Source organism: Streptomyces sp. V3I7 (assembly GCF_030817495.1).
GTDB lineage: Bacteria > Actinomycetota > Actinomycetes > Streptomycetales > Streptomycetaceae > Streptomyces.
Window position 1 is genome coordinate 5,887,445 of sequence record NZ_JAUSZK010000001.1, and the last position, 18,256, is coordinate 5,905,700.

Sequence of the window (18,256 nt, forward strand, 5' to 3'; positions counted from 1 at the left end):
AAACGCGCAGGGAAACAATACCGCACTCGGCTCGGTGATCGCGCACCCGTTTCCCGGGACACGGGCGATCCCCGGCTACGGCGGCTGCATGATCCGGTGACGCGACGTCCTGCGGGTCGAGGTCAGTCGCCGTCGATTCGCTGCGGCACCCCCAGCGGGTTGTCGTCCCGGAGGGCCTCCGGGAGGAGGTCCTGGGGTATGTCCTGGTAGGCGACCGGGCGTAGGAAGCGGGTGATCGCGGAGGAGCCTACGGAGGTGTGCAGGGCGGCGGTGGTCGCGGGGTAGGGGCCGCCGTGGTGCATGGCCGCGGTGACCGCGACGCCGGTCGGCCAGCCGTTGTAGACCAGCCGGCCCGCGCGCTCGCTCAGCACCGCCAGCAGCGGGCGTACAAGATCGGCCTCGGCCGGTTCGGCGTGCACCGTGGCGGTGAGGTTGCCCTCGAACTCCTCGGCCATGGAGAGGAGTTCGTCCTCGTCGGCGTACTCGACCACGACCGACAGGGGGCCGAACGCCTCCTCCAGCAGTACCTCGCGGTGGCGTCGCAGCGTCGGTACGTCCGTGACGAGCAGTGTCGGCGCGGCGGTGAGGTCCTCGCCGGTGCCGCCCTCCACCAGCGTGCGCACGCCGTCGGCGGTGCTCATGGCGGCCGAGCGCTTGCGGTAGCCGTCGTACACCCCGGGGTGCAGCATCCGGGTGGCTGGTACGGCCCGTGCGGCCTTGGCGAGCCGCTCGTCGAGGCCGTGGCCCCGCGGGAGGAACAGCAGTCCCGGCTTGGTGCAGAACTGGCCGGTCCCCAGGGTGAAGGAGGCGACATAGCCCTCGGCGACCTCCGCTCCCCGGGCGACGACGGCGCCCGGGGTGACGAACGCCGGGTTGAGGCTGCCGAGTTCGCCGTAGAAGGGGATGGGCGCCGGACGCGCGGCCGCGAGGTCGAACAGGGCCCGCCCGGCCGGGACGGACCCGGTGAACGCGGCGGCCTTGATCCGCGGGTCGAGCAGCGCGCTCCGTCCGGTCTCCAGGCCGGTCACGAGGGCGAAGGAACCCTCGGGCGCACCGCCCGCGCGCAGCGCCCGCACGATCAACTCGGCGGTGCGCACGGACAGTCGGGGGTGACCCGGATGCGCCTTGACCACGACCGGGCAGCCCGCCGCGAGGGCCGAGGCCGTGTCGCCGCCCGCGACGCTGAAGGCGAAGGGGAAGTTGCTGGCAGCGAAGACGAGCACCGGCCCGAGCGGGACGAGCATCCGGCGCAGGTCGGGCCGGGGGCCCAGCGGGGTCTTTGGCAGCGCCCGGTCGATGACGGCGTCGAGGCAGCCACCGTCCTCCAGCACCGCCGCGAAGGACCTCAACTGAACGGTCGTCCGCAGCAGTTCGCCGCGGAGTCGGCCCTCCAGCAGGCCCGATTCCTCACCGGCGAGGGGGACCAGCTCGTCGGCCGCTCCGTCGAGCGTGTCCGCGACGGCCGTGAGCAGGGCGACCCGTTCGCGCGGCCGCAGTGCCGCCAGCGGCCGCGCGGCCGCGGACGCCGCGGTGAGGACGGCGTCGAGTTCGGCCGGTGTGGTGTCGTCCATGTCGGTCATCAGTCTCCTCGTCTCGCTCTGTCGTCTCGCTCAGGTGTCTTCCTGCGGGCGTACCCGGTGCGCACGCCGCGCCAACGGCCGGTCGATCGCCTCCACCAGCCAGTCCAGTTCGGCCCGTTGGTCGCGTACCGGGTTCGAGAGCGTGCCGACGCCCTCGACGGTGATCTCGACGACGTCCCCGGACCGGAGGGTGAAGTCGAGGCCGGGGACGATCCCGGTGCCGGTGGACAGCACGGCGCCGTCGGGGAACGGCTGGGAACGCCACAGGTGGTCCACCAGGTCCCGCGGCGGACGGTGGAAGGAGGCTGTGGTGGTCGTCGCCTCGTAGGCGACGGCGCCCGAACGCCGCACGACCAGACCGATCTTCAGCGCGGTCGCGTCCTCCACCTCCCAGAACGGCACGATCCCCGACGACACCGCCGCGCTTCCGGCGTAGACCTTGGCCTGCGGCAGGTAGAGGGGGTTCGATCCCTCGATCGAGCGGGAGCTGACGTCGTCGACGATCACGTAACCGACGGTCTCCCCCTGCCTGTTGAGTACCAGGCCGAGCTCGGGCTCGGGCACGTTCAGCTCGGAGTCCTCGCGGACGGCGATCGGCTCGTCATCGGTCACCACGCGCCAGGGCTGTGACTTGAAGAACAGCTCGGGGCGCTCGGCGTCGTAGATCCGCTCGTACACGGACTGTTCGGTGCTCTCCGCGATCCGGGCGTCCCGCGAGCGTTCGTAGGTGACGCCCGCGGCCCAGAGTTCCATGAGGCCGTCGAGCGGCGGCAGCAGGAGGACGGCGTCCGCCGGGAGGCCGGGGCCGGATCCGGGGGCGGCCGCGGTGGCCTCGACAAGGGCGCGCAGGTCGGCCGCGGGCAGCTGCAGCAGGTCGGCGATGCGCGGTGAGCCCTCGAAGGGGCGCACGGTCCCGGAGGCGTCGGCGACGCCCGTGCGGACGGTCCCGGTGTCGTCAGCGAAGCGCACGAGGTGCATCGGTGATCCCTTCTGCCGTGGCGGGGGTGCGGTGTCCGACCCAGCGGAAACCGGCGACGACGGCCGCTCCCGCGGCGGCGATCGCGGCGATGACGTAGAGGCCGCCGGCCCCGGACCCGGTGCCCGCCTCGACGGCGCCCATCAGATACGGGCCGACGAAGCCGCCGAGGTTGCCGAAACCGGAGATCAGCGGGATGGTGCCGGCGATCTGGACGCCGGCGAGAAGCGTCGGCGGCACCGTCCAGAACACCGGCTGCGCGCCGAGGAAGCCGAACGCCGCGACGCACAGGGCTGCGACCGCGGGCACCGGCGGCAGCAGCACGCCGCCGACGAGCCCGACGACCGTGAGCACGAGCGCGAGTCCGAGCGGGCCGCGGCGGTCGCCGGTACGGTCCGACCACCACGGCAGGATCAGCACGCCGAGCAGGGCGAACACCCAGGGCAGCGCCGAGACGAAGCCGATGCCGACATCGCCGAGGCCGTCGATGCGGCCGACCAGCGCGGGCAGCCAGAACGTCACGCCGTACACGCTGATCTGGATCGCGAAGTAGACGAACATCAGACGGAGCACCCGGCTGTCGCGGATGATCTCGCGAGCCCGCCGGGGCGGACGTGCGCCGGCGCCCGGCTCGTCCGCCGCGATGCGCTCCGTGAGCAGTCTCCGCTCGTCGGACGTCAGCCAACCCGCCTGCTCCGGGCGGTCGGTGAGCAACCTGGGGATGAACAGGGCCAGTACGACGGTCGGCGCGCCCTCCAGCAGGAACATCCACTTCCAGCCCGCGAGGCCGGCCAGGCCGTCGAGCCCGATGAGGTAGCCGCCCACCGGGTTGCCGATGATGCTCGCGACGGCGACGGCCGACTGGAACAGGCCGGTGGCCCTGCCGCGGTCGGCGCCCGGGAACCAGTAGGTGATGTAGAGGATCACGCCGGGGAAGAAGCCCGCCTCCGCGGCTCCGAGCAGGAAGCGCAGCACGTAGAAGGAGGAGGAGTTGGTGACGAGGGCCATCGCGCAGGACAACAGCGCCCCACACGAACATCAGACCGGCCAGCCAGCGGCGCGCACCGATCCGGTGCAGCGCCAGGTTGGAGGGCACGCCGAGCACCGCGTACCCGAGGAAGAAGACGCCGGCGCCGAAGCCGAAGGCGGCGGCGCCGATGCCGACGTCCGTCTCCAAGTGGGTTTTCACGAGTGCCACGTTCGTGCGGTCCAGGAAGCTCAGCACGAACATCACGAAGAGCGGGGGCAGCAGGCGCCGGGAGACCTTCCGGCGCACGCTCTCCTGGCTGGTCACCGTTTCCGTCGGATCCATCGGACCTCCCTGCGGTCCACGCTGACGCGCGTAGGGGTGGGTGGTTGTCTGGCAGTCGCTGGCCAAGGAGCAAGAAACATCTGACGTCTGGACCGTAGTGATGGAGTCGGGGTGTCGCAATACCTAGGTAACTGGTGTTTCAGCGCGCTGAATTGAGAGAAACATCTGACGGAATCGATAGACATCTGACATCTTGGCCCTGCGTACGTGCCTCAACCGTCGTCACACACAGGAGTGATTGCCGATGACCGCCCGTATCGTCGATGTGGAGACGATCGACGTCCGCTTCCCCACCTCGCGGGAGCTCGACGGCTCGGACGCCATGAACGACGCGCCCGACTACTCCGCGGCCTACGTGGTCCTGCGCGTGGCCGGAGGGGACAAGCGCACGGACGTGTCCGAGGGACACGGCTTCACCTTCACCATCGGCCGCGGCAACGACCTCGCCGTCCAGGCCGCCCGCGCCGTCGGCGAACGCGCCGTGGGCCTGTCCGTCGCCGAAGTGGTCGGCGACCTGGGCGGGTTCTCCCGCCATCTGCTCGGCGACAGCCAACTGCGCTGGCTCGGCCCGGACAAGGGCACCATCCACCTCGGCACCGCCGCCGTCGTCAACGCCGCCTGGGACCTCGCCGCCAAGCTCGCGGGCAAGCCGGTGTGGAAGCTGCTCTCCGACATGACGCCCCGTCAACTGGTCGACCTGGTCGACTGGCGCTACCTCAAGGACGCGCTCACGCCCGAGGCCGCGCTCGAACTGCTGGAGTCCCGCGCGCCGGGCCGCGCCGAACGCGAGCGTTACGTCCGCGAGCACGGCTACCCCGCCTACACCACCAGCGCGGGCTGGCTCGGCTACGACGACGCCAAGCTCGCCCGGCTGTGCAAGGAGGCCGTCGACCAAGGCTGGAACGCCGTCAAGCTCAAGGTCGGCGCCGACCTGGCCGACGACGTACGCCGCTGCCGCATCGCCCGCGAGATCATCGGCCCCGACCGCCGGCTGATGATCGACGCCAACCAGACCCTCGGCGTCGAGGAGGCCATCGCCTGGGCGCAGGCGCTCGCCGAGTTCGACATCTGGTGGTTCGAGGAGCCGACCAGCCCCGACGACGTCCTCGGCCACGCCGCCATCGCCCAGCGCATCGCGCCGACCCACGTCGCCACCGGCGAACACGCCCACAACGCCGTGATGTTCAAGCAGTTCCTCCAGGCCAAGGCGATCGGCATCTGCCAGATCGACGCCTGCCGCCTCGGCGGCGTGAACGAGGCCGTCGCCTCCCTGCTGCTCGCCGCCGCGCACGACGTACCGGTCTGCCCGCACGCCGGTGGCGTCGGCCTGTGCGAACTGGTGCAGCACCTCTCGGTCTTCGACTACGTCGCGGTCAGCGGCTCGATGGACAACCGCGTCATCGAGTACGTCGACCACCTCCACGAGCACTTCCACGACCCGGTCCGCATTCGCGGCTCGCGCTACCTGGTGCCCGAAGCCCCCGGCTACAGCGCGCAGATCCGACGCGAGACGCTCGAGGCCCATCGCTACCCCGAGGGTCCCGTCTGGAGCCGGCCTCCGGCCGATGCCCAGGTGGCATCCTGAGCCCATGCCGAAGAAGCCCATGGCGAAGAAGAGAGACACGGACAGCCTCGGCGAGAGCGCCGGAAGCGTCGTCGACGTGGCGATCAACCGCCTCAAGGAGCGCATCGAGGCAGGGGAGTTCGCACCCGGGCAGCGCCTGCCCCCGGAGATGGTGCTCGCCGGCGAGCTGGAGCTGTCCCGTCCCTCGCTCCGCGAGGCCGTCCGCGCCCTCGCCATGGCCGGCGTCCTGGACGTGCGCCGCGGCGACGGCACGTACGTCACCGATCTGCGCCCCGACCGGCTGCTCCGCGCCATCGGCAGCTTCCTCGACCTCGCCCACGACACCGGGCTCGACGAGATGCTGGAGTGCCGCAAGGTCCTGGAACCGGGCGCCACCGCGCTCGCGGCCACCCGGATCGACGAGGCCACCCTGGACGCCCTGCGCGGGCGCATCGAGCGCATGCGCACCCTGCACGATCCGGAGGAACTGGTGCGCGAGGACCTCGCGTTCCACGCCGACATCGTGGCGGCGACCGGCAACCGCACCCTCGAGTCCCTGCTGGCCTCCGTCACCCAGCGCACGGCCAGGGCCCGCATCTGGCGGGCCCTGGTCAAGTCCGACGTCCTGTCGTGGAGCCACGAGCAGCACATGGACATCTACCGTGCCCTGCGCGCCCGCGACAGCCTCGCCGCCTTCACCGCGGCCCACCGCCACGTCGACGACGTGGAGGCCTGGGTGCGCGAACGCCTCGACGCGGTCCGGGAGCATTCCCCGGAAGCCGACGCGAAGGGGATCCGAATGGAGGAACGCATCTGACCGAGCCCGGCGAAACGCCGCGGTAACCCTTTTCGCCCACCCCGAAACCGGCGAACATGCCCCAACATGGACCTCTTGCTCGTCGTCAGTGCGTTCAACAGCCTGTCCCAGCGCGTGTACGCCGAACTGTCCGACCTCGGGCACCGGGTGGACGTCGTGCTCGCTTCGCACGGACCCGACGCGGTCCGTGCCGCGGTCGCGGAGCTGCGCCCGGAGCTGATCATCGCCCCCATGCTCAAGACGGCCCTGCCCGAGGACGTGTGGCGCGAGCACACCTGCCTCGTCGTGCACCCGGGGCCGCCGGGCGACCGCGGCCCCTCCTCCCTGGACTGGGCGATCGGTGAGTCCGCCCCGCAGTGGGGGGTGACGGTGCTCCAGGCGGAGGCGTCCATGGACGCGGGCGCCATCTGGGCGGCCGAGCCGTTCCCGGTGCCGCCGGTCGGCAAGAGCGACCTGTACCGGGGCGAGCTCGCCGACGCCGCCGCGGCCGCCGTCCTGCTGGCCGTACGCCGCTACGCCGAGGGCGCCTTCAAGCCGCGGCCGCAGAGCGACCCCGAGCTGCGCGTCATCTGGCGCGACGCCTTCCGCCAGGAACAGCGGCGGATCGACTGGGCGAACGACACCACCCGCACGGTGCTGCGCAAGCTCCGCGGGGGTGACTCCCAGCCCGGCGTCCTGGACGAGATCTGCGGCCAAGAGCTGTTCCTGCACGGCGGACACCCCGAGGACCGGCTGCGCGGCCGCCCCGGTGAACTGCTCGCGACCCGCGCCGGGGCCGTGTGCCGGGCCACCCGCGACGGCGCCGTGTGGATCCCGGAGATGCGCCCCCGCAAGAACTCCGGCGACCCCGCGCCCTTCCGCCGCCCCGCCGCCTCCGTGCTCGCCGCCTTCCCGGTCCCGCCCGGCGCCGTACGACGGGCGTACGTCGGGCTGACCTGGGTGCCGGAGGTCCCCGTCCCGCTCGACCTGCCCGCCGACCGGGACACCTGGACCGACATCCGCTACCGGCAGCACGGCGACACCGGCTTCCTGACCTTCTCCTTCCCCGGCGGCGCGATGAGCACCGACCACTGCCGCAGGCTGCTCGCCGCCTACCGGTACGCGCTCACCCGCCCCACCTCGGTCCTGGTCCTCGGCGGGGCCCGCGACTTCTTCTCCAACGGCATCCACCTCAACGTCATCGAGGCGGCCGCCGACCCGGCCGCCGAGTCCTGGGCCAACATCAACGCCATGGACGACCTGGTCGAGACGATCCTGTGCACCACCGACCGGCTGGTGGTCGCGGCGCTCGGCGGCAACGCGGCGGCCGGCGGCCTCATGCTCGCCCTCGCCGCCGACCAGGTGTGGTGCCGCGAGGGCGCCGTCCTCAACCCGCACTACCGGCGGATGGGCCTGTACGGCTCCGAGTACTGGACGTACACCCTGCCGCGCCGCGTCGGAGCCGAGACGGCCGAGCGGCTGACGACCGAGGCACTGCCGGTGAGCGCCGCCGCGGCCGCCCGGATCGGACTGGTGGACCGTCTGCTGCCGGTCACGCCCCAGGCGTTCACCGCCGAGGTGGAGCGCACGGCGACCGCCCTCGCCGGCGCCCCGGACCTCGGCGAGCGGATCGCCGCCAAGGCCTCGGCACGCCAGGCCGACGAGACGCAGCGGCCGCTCGCCGCGTACCGCCGGGCCGAACTCGCCCGTATGCACGCCACGTTCTTCGATCCGCACGCCCCCTATCACGCCCTGCGCTCGGCCTTCGTCCGCAAGGTGCCCGGCGGCTCGGCCCGCCCGCTGTCCCCGGTCGGCGAGCAGGGCATCGGGGCCGAACGATGACGTCGGCGCCGGACGCGCGGTTGCTCGTGGCGGGCGTCGGCAACATCTTCCTCGCCGACGACGCCTTCGGCCCCGAGGTGATCCGCGCCCTGGACCGGCGCCCGCTGCCGCCCGGGGCGCACGTACGGGACTTCGGCATCCGCGGTCTCGACCTCGCGTACACGCTGCTCGACGGCTACACCACCGCCGTGCTCGTCGACGTGGCCGTACGCGGCCACCGCCCCGGAACCCTGTCGCTGATCGAGCCCGACCTCCCGGACGGGGCCCCGGCCGCCGCCCCGCCCGAGGCCCACGGCATGGACCCGGCCAAGGTCCTGGCTCTCGCCGCCCACCTGGGCGACGGCCCGCTGCCGCGCGTCCTCGTCCTCGCCTGCGAGCCCGCGGCCCGCCCCGACCCCGAGGAGGACATCGACCCTGGCCTCAGCACGCCGGTGCGCGACGCGATCGGGCCCGCCGTCCAGGCCCTGCACACCCTGGTGCCCGCCCTGCTCGCCGACCCGGCGGCCACACCCCCGTTGAGCCGCCAGGAGGAATCGGCGGACCCGCCCGCGGCCGGTCTCGCACGCTAATCCGCCGGGGGCGTCGAGGATCGCAGGGCAACACGTCGTGCCCCGACGTGCACCCGATCCCTCGCGAGGAGCAGCGCCCATGTGCGATTCCGTGGACGTCACCCAGGCCGTCCTGGCGAAGAACGACGGCCTGGCCCAGACCCTGCGCGCCGATCTGGCCCGGCGCGGGGTGAGCGTGGTCAACCTGCTGTCCAGTCCGGGCAGCGGCAAGACGGAGCTGCTCGGGCGGGTGCTCGCCCGCGCGCTGGAGCGGCGCGTCCCGGTGGCCGCGCTCACCGCGGACCTCGCCACGGACAACGACGCCGACCGGCTGGCCCGCTCCGGAGCCCCCGTCAAGCAGCTCCTCACCGACGGACTCTGCCACCTGGAGGCCCGCCAGCTGCGCGGTCACGTGGAGAACTGGATGCCCGAGGACACCACGCTGCTCTTCGTCGAGAACGTGGGCAATCTCGTCTGTCCGGCCTCCTACGACCTCGGCGAGAGCCTGCGCCTCGTGCTCATGGCGGTGACGGAGGGCGAGGACAAGCCGCTGAAGTACCCCACCGCCTTCGGCTCCGCCCACCTCGTCGTGCTCACCAAGACCGATCTGGCCGAGCCCGCCGGCTTCGACGAGGCCGCCTTCTCCGCCAACGTGCAGCGGGTCAACCCCGGCGTGGAAGTCGTACGGACCTGCGCCCGCGCCGGTGCCGGCGTCGACGCCGTCCTGGAACGCGTGCTCGCGGTGCGGGACGGCTCCCTGCCGCATCTGCCGCCGCTCGCCCCCCACCCGCACGGCCACGACCACACCGCTGACGCCACCGCCCTCGCCGCCGACCGCGTCTCGTGACAGCCCCGGCCACCCAGGCGGTGCGCCGCCGCGTCACCGTGCGGGGCACCGTGCAGGGCGTGGGCTTCCGCCCCTACGTGCACCGCCTGGCCACCGACCTGGCGCTCGCCGGGTTCGTGAGCAACACGGCGTACGGCGTGCTCATCGAGGTGGAGGGACCCGCGGCCGCCGTCGCCGCCTTCCGCGACCGGCTCCCCGCCGAACTGCCGCCACTGGCCACCGTGATCGGCATCGAGGCCGAGGACCTGCCCGCCACCGGCGCCGACGACGCCTTCACCATCCGCTCCACCGAGCAGTCCCCGGGCCGCACCCAGCTCCCGGCCGACACCGCGACCTGCGCCGACTGCCTGCGCGAGCTGGCCGCCCCGGCCGACCGCCGCCACCGGCACCCCTTCGTCACCTGCACCCACTGCGGACCCCGCTTCACCATCGCCACCGGCATGCCGTACGACCGCGCCGTCACGACCATGGCCGGCTTCCCGATGTGCCCGGACTGCGCCCGGGAGTACGGCGATCCGGGCGACCGCCGCTTCCACGCCCAGCCCGTGGCCTGCCCCGCCTGCGGACCCCGGCTGCGCCTTCTCCCCGCAGCCGGCGGTGATATCCGCCCCGCACGGGACGCCGATGCGCTGACGGCGGCCCGCGCCCTGCTGGCCGCCGGACGGATCGTCGCGGTCAAGGGGCTCGGCGGCTACCACCTGGCCTGCGACGCCACCGATCCGCGCGCCGTCGACGAGCTGCGCCGCCGCAAGGAGCGGGGCGGCAAACCGTTCGCCGTGATGTGCGCGGACCTCGCCGCCGCCGAGCGCATCGCCGAGACCTCCCCGGCCGAGCGCACCGCGCTCACCGGCCCCCGGCGCCCCATCGTCCTGCTGCGCCGACGCGGCTCGGACCTCCTCGCCCCCGGCGTCTGCCCGGGCAGCCCGCACCTCGGCGTGATGCTGCCCTACACCCCCCTGCACACCCTGCTGTTCGGGCTGCCCGGCGACCCGCCCGGACCGCAGGCGCTGGTCATGACGAGCGGCAACCGCTCGGGCGAGCCGATCGTCACGGACGACGACGAGGCGCTGACCCGGCTCGCCCAACTGGCCGACGCCTGGCTCGCGCACGACCGGGTCATCGCCTCCCCGTGCGACGACTCGCTGCTGCGGGTCCGCCCCGACGGCACCGAACAGGTGCTGCGCCGCTCCCGCGGCTACGTCCCCCGGCCGCTGCGGCTGCCGGTTCTGGTACGCCCCGCGCTCGCGGTCGGCGGCGACCTCAAGAACGCGCTGTGCCTCGGCGAGGGCGAACAGGCCTGGTTCGGGCCGCACATCGGCGACATGGGCGAGCTGACCACCCTCCAGGCCGCCGAGCGGGCGGAGTTGCGGATGCAGGCCCTGACCGGCGTCACCCCCGAACTCGTCGCCGCCGACCGCCACCCCGCCTACCACTCGGCCCGCTGGGCCTGCCGACTGACCGGCCTGGCACCGCTGTTCGTCCAGCACCACCACGCGCACACCGCCTCGGCCATGGCCGAGCACGGTCTCGACGGCACCACCCCCGTCATCGGCGTCGCCTTCGACGGCACCGGGTACGGCGACGACGGCACCGTCTGGGGCGGCGAGTTCCTCCTCGCCGACTACACGGGCTACCGGCGCTTCGCCCATCTCGCCCCCGCCTCCCTCCCCGGCGGGAACGCGGGCGTCGCCAACCCGTGCCGACTCGCGCTGGCCCGGCTGCGGGCCGCCGGTCTGCCCTGGGACGCGGACGTGCCGAGCGTCACCGCCTGTACCCCCGACGAACTGGCCCTTCTGGACCAGCAGTTGACGCGTCAGGTCGCGTGCGTGCCGACCTCCAGCATGGGGCGGCTCTTCGACGCGGTCTCCTCCCTCGCCGGGGTGTGCCACCGCGCCGGGTACGAGGCCCAGGCCGCGCTGGAACTGGAGGCCGCGGCCGGTGCGGCATGGGGCGCCGACAACTCGGCGTACGGCTTCGGCTTCGGCTTCGACGGCGGTTCGGGTGCGGTGCGGTGCGATCCGGCGCCCGTGCTGCGGGCCCTCGTCGCCGACCTGCGGCACGGCACCCCGGTGCCGGTGATCGCCGCGCGCTTCCACCGCGGCGTCGCGCACGCCGTGCTGGAGATCTGCGGGCGTGCGCGGCGGGCCACCGGCCTCGCCACCGTGGCCCTCACCGGCGGGGTCTTCGCCAACGCCCTGCTGGAAGAGGCGTGCACGGCCCTGCTGGCCGACGCGGGCTTCGCCGTCCTGCGCCACGGCGAGGTCCCCCCGAACGACGGCGGTCTGGCGCTCGGGCAACTGGTGGTCGCGGCGCGGCAACGACAGGAGGAGTGACCCATGTGTTTGGCAGTGCCCGGCAAGGTCGTGTCCATCGACGACCAGGCCGATCCGCTCACCGGGCTGATCGACTTCGGCGGCGTGCAGAAGCAGGCGTGTCTGGAGTACGTGTCCGACGTACAGGTCGGCGAGTACGTCATCGTGCACGTCGGCTTCGCCCTCCAGCGACTGGACGAGGCATCGGCGCTCGCCTCGCTCAAGCTCTTCGAGGAACTCGGACTGCTGGAGGAGGAGTTCGGCGACGCCTGGGAGCAGGCGGCGAACGAGGCGGGGGCCACCCTGACGGCGGAGCACCCGAACAGCGGGAGTGAGGTCCTGTGAAGTACATCGACGAGTTCAACGACCCTGATCTCGCACGGCGGTTGCTGGACGAGATCCACGCCACCGCCACCCGGCCGTGGGCCCTGATGGAGGTGTGCGGAGGACAGACCCACTCCATCATCCGGCACGGCATCGATCAACTGCTCCCCGAACAGGTCGAGTTGATCCACGGGCCGGGATGCCCCGTCTGCGTCACCCCGCTCGACGTCATCGACAAGGCGCTGGAGATCGCCTCACGGCCGGGCGTGATCTTCTGCTCCTTCGGCGACATGCTCCGCGTCCCCGGCACCGACCGCGACCTGTTCCGGGTCAAGGGCGAGGGCGGCGACGTACGCGTGGTCTACTCGCCGCTCGACGCACTGGAGTTGGCGCGTAAGCACCCGGACCGCGAGGTCGTGTTCTTCGCCATCGGCTTCGAGACCACCGCCCCCGCCAACGCCATGGCCGTGCACCAGGCGCGCCGCCTCGGCCTGGCCAACTTCAGCCTGCTGGTGTCCCATGTGCGGGTGCCCCCGGCCGTCGAGGCCATCATGAGCGCCCCTCAGTGCCGGGTGCAGGGCTTCCTGGCCGCCGGCCACGTGTGCAGCGTGATGGGCACGGCCGAATACCCCGAGCTCGCCGAGCGGTTCGGCGTCCCGCTCGTGGTGACGGGCTTCGAACCGCTGGACATCCTCGAAGGCATCCGCCGCGCCGTACGCCAACTGGAGCGCGGCGAGCACCGGGTGGAGAACGCGTACGCCCGGGCCGTGCGCGAGGACGGCAATCCGGCCGCCCTGCGCATGATCCAGGAGGTGTTCGAGGTCGCCGACCGCAACTGGCGCGGCATCGGGCGCATTCCGCGGAGCGGCTGGCGGCTGTCCGAGGCGTTCCGGGCGTACGACGCCGAGCACCGCTTCGACGTCGGCGGCATCCGTACCGAGGAGCCGGCCGAGTGCCGCAGCGGCGAGGTGCTCCAGGGGCTGATCAAGCCCACCGAGTGCGCCGCGTTCGGCACCACCTGCACCCCGCGCACCCCGCTCGGCGCGACCATGGTCTCCAGCGAGGGCGCCTGCGCCGCGTACTACCTGTACCGCCGGATGAACAGCCCGATGCCGCAGGCCGCCCGGGCCGCGCGGGAGGAGATGAACCCCGTTGCCTGAACTCGCCGACGCCACCGCTGACATGACCGCCGACCCGGTCGTCGATCCCGCCAACTGGAGCTGCCCCGCCCCGCTGCGCGACCAGCCCGTCGTGGTCATGGGGCACGGCGGGGGCGGCGCCCTGTCCGCCGAGTTGGTGGAGCAGGTGTTCATCCCCGCCTACGGCAACGCCACCCTCGCCGCGATGGCCGACTCCGCCGTGCTCGAACTGGGCGGCGCCCGGCTGGCGTTCTCCACCGACTCCCATGTGGTGCGGCCGCTGTTCTTCCCCGGCGGCAGCCTCGGCGACCTCGCGGTCAACGGCACCGTCAACGACCTGGCGATGAGCGGCGCCCGGCCCGCCTACCTGTCCGCCGCCTTCGTCCTGGAGGAGGGCGTCGAGCTGTCCGTGGTCGAGCGGATCGCCCGCGCCATGGGCACGGCGGCCGAGGCGGCCGGGGTCACCATCGCCACCGGAGACACCAAGGTGGTGGAGTCCGGCCACGGCGACGGCGTGTACGTCACCACGGCCGGGGTCGGTCTCGTGCCCGACGGCGTCGACATCCGCCCGCAGCGGGCGCGGCCCGGCGACGCCGTCATCGTCAGCGGGCCGATCGGCCTGCACGGCGTGGCCATCATGAGCGTGCGAGAGGGGCTGGAGTTCGGCATCGAGATCGCCAGCGACACCGCGCCGCTCGCCGGACTGGTCGCCGCCATGCTGGACGTCACCCCGGACGTCCACGTGCTGCGCGACCCCACCCGCGGCGGCCTCGCCGCCTCCCTCAACGAGATCGCCCGCGCCTCGGGAACCGGCGTCCGGCTGAGCGAGCGCGCCATCCCGGTGCCGGACGCGGTGGCGGGCGCCTGCGGCTTCCTCGGCCTCGACCCGCTGTACGTCGCCAACGAGGGGCGCCTGGTGGCGTTCGTACCCCGCCCCGCGGCGGAGGCGGTCCTCGCGGCGATGCGCGCCCACCCGCAGGGGACCGGCGCCACACTGATCGGGGAGTGCGTCACCGAACATCCCGGCATGGTCGTGGTCTCCACCGGCCTCGGCGGTACGCGGGTGGTGGACCTGCCGCTCGGCGAGCAGCTTCCGCGCATCTGCTGAGCTGAGTACACGCGAGGGCCCCGCCGGTGCCGCACGCACCGGCGGGGCCCTCGCGCATGTCAGGCCGAGCCCAGTATCGGCTCGATGCCGGTGATCTCCAGTTCCCGTCCGCTGCGCAGGTCCTGGGACGGCTGATCGCAGCGCGGGCACCAGAAGAACGGCGGCATCCCTACCGCGAACTCCTCGGCGCACGGGGCGCACCAGGCCTGCGCGGGAACCTGCTCCACCACGAGCCGGGCCGAGGCCAGGGCGGTTCCGTCACGGGCCACTTCGAAGGCGAAGTCCAGCGCGTCGGGCACGACGCCGGACAGCTCACCGACCCGGACGGTCACGGCGGAGACGGCCTCCGTCCCGTCCGCCCGGGCCAGCGCGTCGGCCTGCTCGATGATCGCGGTCGCGATCGACAACTCGTGCACAGCCGCCTCACGGGTACCGGCGGCGGGCGCGGAAGCCGCTCACGGTCATCCGCCGGATCCGCACCTCACGCACCAGGCTGGGGATCTCCCGGACGAACAGCGCCAGGGCGAGCAGTCCCACCACGAGGGCCTGGGCCTTCAGCACCTGCCGTCCGGTCGTCCCGGCTCTCCGGCACATGGGGGCCGGCTTTCGTGCTCGTCGATGCTTCATTTCCGGTGACTCCCTGCTGTCGCTGTGCCTGTCGAGTCGGTTCCTCATCCCGGCGGGATGTTCGGCATGACCTCCAGGAGGACGTCGTGCTTCTTCCAGCTGATGGCGGTGGAGCGGCGCGCGTCCGCGGTGCCGTCCTCGTGGTGGCCGCGCTGTCCCTGGTACGGCCCCTTGTTGCCCTCGTGCATCCCGCACACGTGCGTGGGGGTGTCCGGCTTGACCTGGGCCCGGCCCACTCTGACGTGGCCGATGGTGGTGGTCATGGGACTCTCCTTCCTCGCCTCCGCGCCGCGGAGGACGTCGTGCTCACGACGACCGCTCGGTGAGGCCCTCGAAGAAGGCCTCGACGGCCCGCCAGACCCGGCCGCCACCGGACAGGCCACGCCATTCGCGGCGTACGACGGCCACCATCCGGTAGCAGTCGTCGACGGGCACGATCCAGTGGTGGTCGAGGCCGTGGACGGTGTTCACCAGCAGTGCCTCCACCTCGGGTGCCACGGTTCGCAGCGGCGGACACATCGCGCCCAGCCGCTGCCAGGCGTCCGCGTCCACCTCCCACCGCATGGCGCCCGCCGGGCTCGGCCCCTGGGCGGTGACGGTGCCGTCGGCCCGGGGCACGAAGAAGACCAGCCCGACCGGCACCCCCAGGACCTCCGTGTCGACCCGGGGGAGCCTGACCCGGCGCCGGGGCACGAGCCGGTAGCGGCCTTCGCCGTCGCCCGCGAACAGCACCGAGCAGGGGCCGCAGACGCAGCGCACCTCGTCGTCGGAGCAGTCGTACAGATGGCGGTGCTCCTCGGACACCCGCGTGGCGCACAGCTCGCACACCTCGGCCGCCGACGTCACCGCACGGTCGGCCGAGGAGCGGATGAGGCGGGCCAGCGCGCCGTCCGTGCTCACGGCGCGCCCCGGTGGGTGAGCGCAGCCAGCGGCACGAACGCCGGGGCCGCGGGCCGGCCGGAGTCCTCCAGCGGCTCCACGTCCGTCAGCTCGGGAGCCAGGGCGAGCACGGCCTCGCGCACCGCGTCGGTGACCTCGCTCGTACCGCCGCCGCATTCGCTGCCGCAGCCGCCCGCCGTCACGCGCACCCGGCCCACCTGTCCCTCGACACCGGCCCACTCCACGTCGCCGCCGCGCTCGCGCACCGCCGGGCGCAGCCGTTCGACCGCGCGGGCGGCCCGGCGCTCGACCGGCTCCGGGTGGATGGCGTGCAGCACCATCAGGTGCCCGACCAGCTCGTCATCGGCGAGGCGCCCGGCGAGCTCCGCGTCCGCGTGGTCGAGGACCCGGGCGAGTGCCTCGCCGTAGACCTCGGTGAGCAGCGCGACCGCCTCCACGGCGGAGCGGGCGTGCGAGCCGGGCGCGGACTCCAGCCCGGCCAGCAGCTCGTCGAGGTGGGCGAGCCGGGCCTCGACGGCCGGGTCGGCGAGCCGGCCGACCGCCACCGGCGCCTCGGCCTCAGCCATGGTTCGCCCCGTACGTCGGCGAGTGCAGGGTGGTCAGCGTCTTGCCCTTGCCCATGTACATGTGCACGCCGCACGGCAGGCACGGGTCGAAGCTGCGGACGGTGCGCATGATGTCGACGCCCTTGAAGTCGTCCGGCCCGTTCTCCTCGAAGATGGGCTGGCCCTGGACGGCGTCCTCGTACGGCCCGGGGGTGCCGAAGCTGTCGCGGGGGCTGGCGTTCCACGGGGTCGGCGGGTACGGGTGGTAGTTGGCGATCTTCTTGTCCTTGATCACCAGGTGGTGGGAGAGCACGCCGCGCACCGCCTCGTGGAAGCCGCAGCCGATCGCCTCGTCCGGCACCTCGAAGTCCTCGAACACCTTGGTCTCGCCGGCCCGCACGAACCCCATGGCCTCCTCGATGAACTGCAGCGCCATGGCGGCCGCGTAGGCCACGAAGTACGGCCGGGCGCGGTCGCGCTCGATGGTGTTGCTCCACTTCGGGATGCGCCACTCCAGCGTCGTCTCCGGCAGCGTCTCGCCCTTGGGCAGGGAGATGCGCACGCTGTCGCCGGTCGCCTTGACGTACGGGGTGTCGACCAGGCCGCTCAGCGCGGTCGACCACAGCCGGGCGAGCGGGCCGCCGCCGGTGTCGAGGGCGAGGTGCTCGCCGGTCTTCTTGTCGAACCAGCGCGGGCTCATCACCCACGTGTACTTGTCGTCGAAGTTCCGCTTCTGCGGCACCGGGATCGTCGTCTGGTTCCACGGGTGGCGCATGTCGACCGGGTTGCCCAGCGGGTCGTGCGTGACGAACGGCTTCTCGTTGACCCAGTCGTCGTAGTACGAGCTGCTGACCAGGATGCGGATGCCGAGGTTGATGTCGATGAGGTCGTTGGTGACCAGCTCACCGTCGACGATGATGCCCGGGGTGACGTACATCGCCTTGCCCCACTCGTTCATCGTGTCGTAGCGGTAGTCGACGACGTCGGGGTCCTGGAAGGCGCCCCAGCAGCCCAGTTGGATGCGTCGGCGGCCGACCTCCTCGTAGCCGGGCAGCGCCTCGTAGAAGAAGTCGAAGACGTCGTCGTTCATGGCGACGGCCTTCTTGATGAAGTCCATGACGCGCATGAGGCGGCTGAGGTAGTCGGTGAAGAGGGTCGGGGTCGGCATCGTGCCGACGCCGCCCGGGTAGAGCGCCGACGGGTGGACGTGGCGCCCCTCCATCAGGCAGAACATCTCGCGGGTGACCCGGCTGACCTTCAGGGCCTCCTTGTAGACCTCGCCCTCGAATGGGTTGAAGGCCTTCATGATGTCGGCGATCGTCCGGTAGCCGTGGAGGTACCCGTGCGGCGCCTCGGTGCGCTCCGCGCGGGCCAGCACACCGGGGTTGGTGGCCTTGACCATCGCCTCGCAGAAGTCCACGAACACCAGGTTGTCCTGGAAGATCGTGTGGTCGAACATGTACTCCGCGGCCTCGCCGAGGTTGACGATCGTCTCGCCCAGCCGGGGCGGCTTCACCCCGTACGCCATCTGCTGGGCGTAGTCCGAGCACGTGGTGTGGTTGTCGCCGCAGATGCCGCAGATGCGGGAGGTGATGAAGCCCGCGTCGCGCGGGTCCTTGCCCCGCATGAAGACGGAGTAGCCACGGAACAGCGACGAGGTGCTGTGGCACTCCACGACTTCCTGGTTGGCGAAGTCGATCTTCGTGTAGATGCCCAGGTTCCCGATGATGCGGGTGATCGGGTCCCAGTTCATGTCCACGAGCTGCGGTGGTTTGCGTGCTGAGGAGGGCCCTGCCTCGGTGGTGGTCATCGGTGGTTGTGCCCCTCGGTTTCGTT

18 protein-coding genes are annotated in these 18,256 nt (G+C 72.5%); 9 read left to right on the top strand and 9 right to left on the bottom strand.

The features are described 5' to 3' along the window. Positions 1–122: 122 nt before the first annotated feature. The 3 genes from QFZ74_RS27235 to QFZ74_RS27245 are packed head-to-tail and all read right to left on the bottom strand — an operon-like array spanning position 123 to position 3,576. Entirely contained in the window at positions 123–1,580 is a 1,458-nt protein-coding gene (locus tag QFZ74_RS27235) for an aldehyde dehydrogenase (NADP(+)) (protein WP_307623476.1), read from the bottom strand. Positions 1,581–1,610: 30 nt separating this feature from the next. Continuing rightward, positions 1,611–2,558 carry a fumarylacetoacetate hydrolase family protein gene (locus tag QFZ74_RS27240; RefSeq protein ID WP_307623477.1) on the bottom strand — a complete coding sequence of 316 codons (948 nt, stop codon included), beginning with the start codon at positions 2,556–2,558 and terminating at the stop codon, positions 1,611–1,613. Further along, positions 2,536–3,576 carry an MFS transporter gene (locus QFZ74_RS27245; protein WP_307623478.1) on the bottom strand — a complete coding sequence of 347 codons (1,041 nt, stop codon included), beginning with the start codon at positions 3,574–3,576 and terminating at the stop codon, positions 2,536–2,538. Before QFZ74_RS27245 ends, QFZ74_RS27240 begins: the two co-directional genes overlap by 23 nt. 536 nt (positions 3,577–4,112) lie before the next feature. Between QFZ74_RS27245 and QFZ74_RS27250 the strand changes: the two genes are divergently transcribed. From QFZ74_RS27250 to hypE, 9 genes are all read left to right on the top strand, one after another. Beyond that, a complete protein-coding gene (locus QFZ74_RS27250; RefSeq protein ID WP_307623479.1) occupies positions 4,113–5,453 on the top strand; it encodes an enolase C-terminal domain-like protein in 1,341 nt (446 codons plus the stop codon). A gap of 4 nt (positions 5,454–5,457) precedes the next feature. Next, positions 5,458–6,249, top strand: a complete 792-nt coding sequence (locus QFZ74_RS27255; RefSeq protein ID WP_307623480.1) for a FadR/GntR family transcriptional regulator — start codon at positions 5,458–5,460, stop codon at positions 6,247–6,249. Positions 6,250–6,315: 66 nt separating this feature from the next. Next, the gene (locus QFZ74_RS27260) at positions 6,316–8,070 is read left to right on the top strand and encodes an enoyl-CoA hydratase-related protein (RefSeq protein ID WP_307623481.1); all 1,755 of its coding nucleotides are present in this window, start codon (positions 6,316–6,318) and stop codon (positions 8,068–8,070) included. Further along, complete coding sequence (locus QFZ74_RS27265; protein ID WP_307623482.1) at positions 8,067–8,639, top strand: hydrogenase maturation protease; 573 nt, start codon at positions 8,067–8,069, stop codon at positions 8,637–8,639. Before QFZ74_RS27260 ends, QFZ74_RS27265 begins: the two co-directional genes overlap by 4 nt. Before the next feature lie 79 nt (positions 8,640–8,718). After that, positions 8,719–9,465 (top strand): hydrogenase nickel incorporation protein HypB, encoded by a 747-nt coding sequence (gene hypB / locus QFZ74_RS27270; RefSeq protein WP_307623483.1) that lies wholly within the window; start codon positions 8,719–8,721, stop codon positions 9,463–9,465. Beyond that, complete coding sequence (gene hypF, locus QFZ74_RS27275; protein WP_307623484.1) at positions 9,462–11,798, top strand: carbamoyltransferase HypF; 2,337 nt, start codon at positions 9,462–9,464, stop codon at positions 11,796–11,798. The genes hypB and hypF overlap by 4 nt, the downstream gene beginning before the upstream one ends. Positions 11,799–11,801: 3 nt before the next feature. Then, positions 11,802–12,122, top strand: coding sequence for a HypC/HybG/HupF family hydrogenase formation chaperone (locus QFZ74_RS27280; RefSeq protein ID WP_307623485.1), 321 nt, complete (start codon positions 11,802–11,804; stop codon positions 12,120–12,122). Next, a complete protein-coding gene (gene hypD, locus QFZ74_RS27285) occupies positions 12,119–13,261 on the top strand; it encodes a hydrogenase formation protein HypD (protein ID WP_307623486.1) in 1,143 nt (380 codons plus the stop codon). The genes QFZ74_RS27280 and hypD overlap by 4 nt, the downstream gene beginning before the upstream one ends. 22 nt (positions 13,262–13,283) lie before the next feature. After that, positions 13,284–14,348: a hydrogenase expression/formation protein HypE gene (gene hypE, locus QFZ74_RS27290; RefSeq protein WP_307624293.1), complete on the top strand. Its 1,065-nt coding sequence runs from the start codon at positions 13,284–13,286 to the stop codon at positions 14,346–14,348. Positions 14,349–14,407: 59 nt separating this feature from the next. Here hypE and hypA read toward each other — a convergent pair whose 3' ends face one another. From hypA to QFZ74_RS27320, 6 genes are read right to left on the bottom strand one after another with little or no spacing between them, the layout of a single operon-like run. After that, the gene (gene hypA, locus QFZ74_RS27295) at positions 14,408–14,764 is read right to left on the bottom strand and encodes a hydrogenase maturation nickel metallochaperone HypA (RefSeq protein ID WP_307623487.1); all 357 of its coding nucleotides are present in this window, start codon (positions 14,762–14,764) and stop codon (positions 14,408–14,410) included. 7 nt (positions 14,765–14,771) lie between these two features. Next, on the bottom strand, positions 14,772–14,975 hold the full coding sequence (locus QFZ74_RS27300) for a hypothetical protein (protein ID WP_307623488.1): 204 nt from the start codon (positions 14,973–14,975) through the stop codon (positions 14,772–14,774). Positions 14,976–15,019: 44 nt separating this feature from the next. Continuing rightward, a complete protein-coding gene (locus tag QFZ74_RS27305; protein ID WP_307624294.1) occupies positions 15,020–15,226 on the bottom strand; it encodes a hypothetical protein in 207 nt (68 codons plus the stop codon). A gap of 55 nt (positions 15,227–15,281) precedes the next feature. Beyond that, a complete protein-coding gene (locus QFZ74_RS27310; protein WP_307623489.1) occupies positions 15,282–15,875 on the bottom strand; it encodes a DUF5947 family protein in 594 nt (197 codons plus the stop codon). Further along, positions 15,872–16,441 carry a NifU family protein gene (locus QFZ74_RS27315; protein ID WP_307623490.1) on the bottom strand — a complete coding sequence of 190 codons (570 nt, stop codon included), beginning with the start codon at positions 16,439–16,441 and terminating at the stop codon, positions 15,872–15,874. The genes QFZ74_RS27310 and QFZ74_RS27315 overlap by 4 nt, the downstream gene beginning before the upstream one ends. Continuing rightward, positions 16,434–18,230 carry a nickel-dependent hydrogenase large subunit gene (locus QFZ74_RS27320; RefSeq protein ID WP_307623491.1) on the bottom strand — a complete coding sequence of 599 codons (1,797 nt, stop codon included), beginning with the start codon at positions 18,228–18,230 and terminating at the stop codon, positions 16,434–16,436. Before QFZ74_RS27320 ends, QFZ74_RS27315 begins: the two co-directional genes overlap by 8 nt. Between the last annotated feature and the right edge of the window lie 26 nt (positions 18,231–18,256).

What these genes read in the sequence shown, in the direction of transcription:
- QFZ74_RS27235 (WP_307623476.1), bottom strand. Translation starts at nt 1,580, where the DNA reads ATGACCGACATGGACGACACCACACCGGCCGAACTCGACGCCGTCCTC.
- QFZ74_RS27240 (WP_307623477.1), bottom strand. Translation starts at nt 2,558, where the DNA reads ATGCACCTCGTGCGCTTCGCTGACGACACCGGGACCGTCCGCACGGGC.
- QFZ74_RS27250 (WP_307623479.1), top strand. Translation starts at nt 4,113, where the DNA reads ATGACCGCCCGTATCGTCGATGTGGAGACGATCGACGTCCGCTTCCCC.
- QFZ74_RS27255 (WP_307623480.1), top strand. Translation starts at nt 5,458, where the DNA reads ATGCCGAAGAAGCCCATGGCGAAGAAGAGAGACACGGACAGCCTCGGC.
- QFZ74_RS27260 (WP_307623481.1), top strand. Translation starts at nt 6,316, where the DNA reads ATGGACCTCTTGCTCGTCGTCAGTGCGTTCAACAGCCTGTCCCAGCGC.
- QFZ74_RS27265 (WP_307623482.1), top strand. Translation starts at nt 8,067, where the DNA reads ATGACGTCGGCGCCGGACGCGCGGTTGCTCGTGGCGGGCGTCGGCAAC.
- hypB (WP_307623483.1), top strand. Translation starts at nt 8,719, where the DNA reads ATGTGCGATTCCGTGGACGTCACCCAGGCCGTCCTGGCGAAGAACGAC.
- QFZ74_RS27280 (WP_307623485.1), top strand. Translation starts at nt 11,802, where the DNA reads ATGTGTTTGGCAGTGCCCGGCAAGGTCGTGTCCATCGACGACCAGGCC.
- hypE (WP_307624293.1), top strand. Translation starts at nt 13,284, where the DNA reads ATGACCGCCGACCCGGTCGTCGATCCCGCCAACTGGAGCTGCCCCGCC.
- QFZ74_RS27300 (WP_307623488.1), bottom strand. Translation starts at nt 14,975, where the DNA reads ATGAAGCATCGACGAGCACGAAAGCCGGCCCCCATGTGCCGGAGAGCC.
- QFZ74_RS27315 (WP_307623490.1), bottom strand. Translation starts at nt 16,441, where the DNA reads ATGGCTGAGGCCGAGGCGCCGGTGGCGGTCGGCCGGCTCGCCGACCCG.
- QFZ74_RS27320 (WP_307623491.1), bottom strand. Translation starts at nt 18,230, where the DNA reads ATGACCACCACCGAGGCAGGGCCCTCCTCAGCACGCAAACCACCGCAG.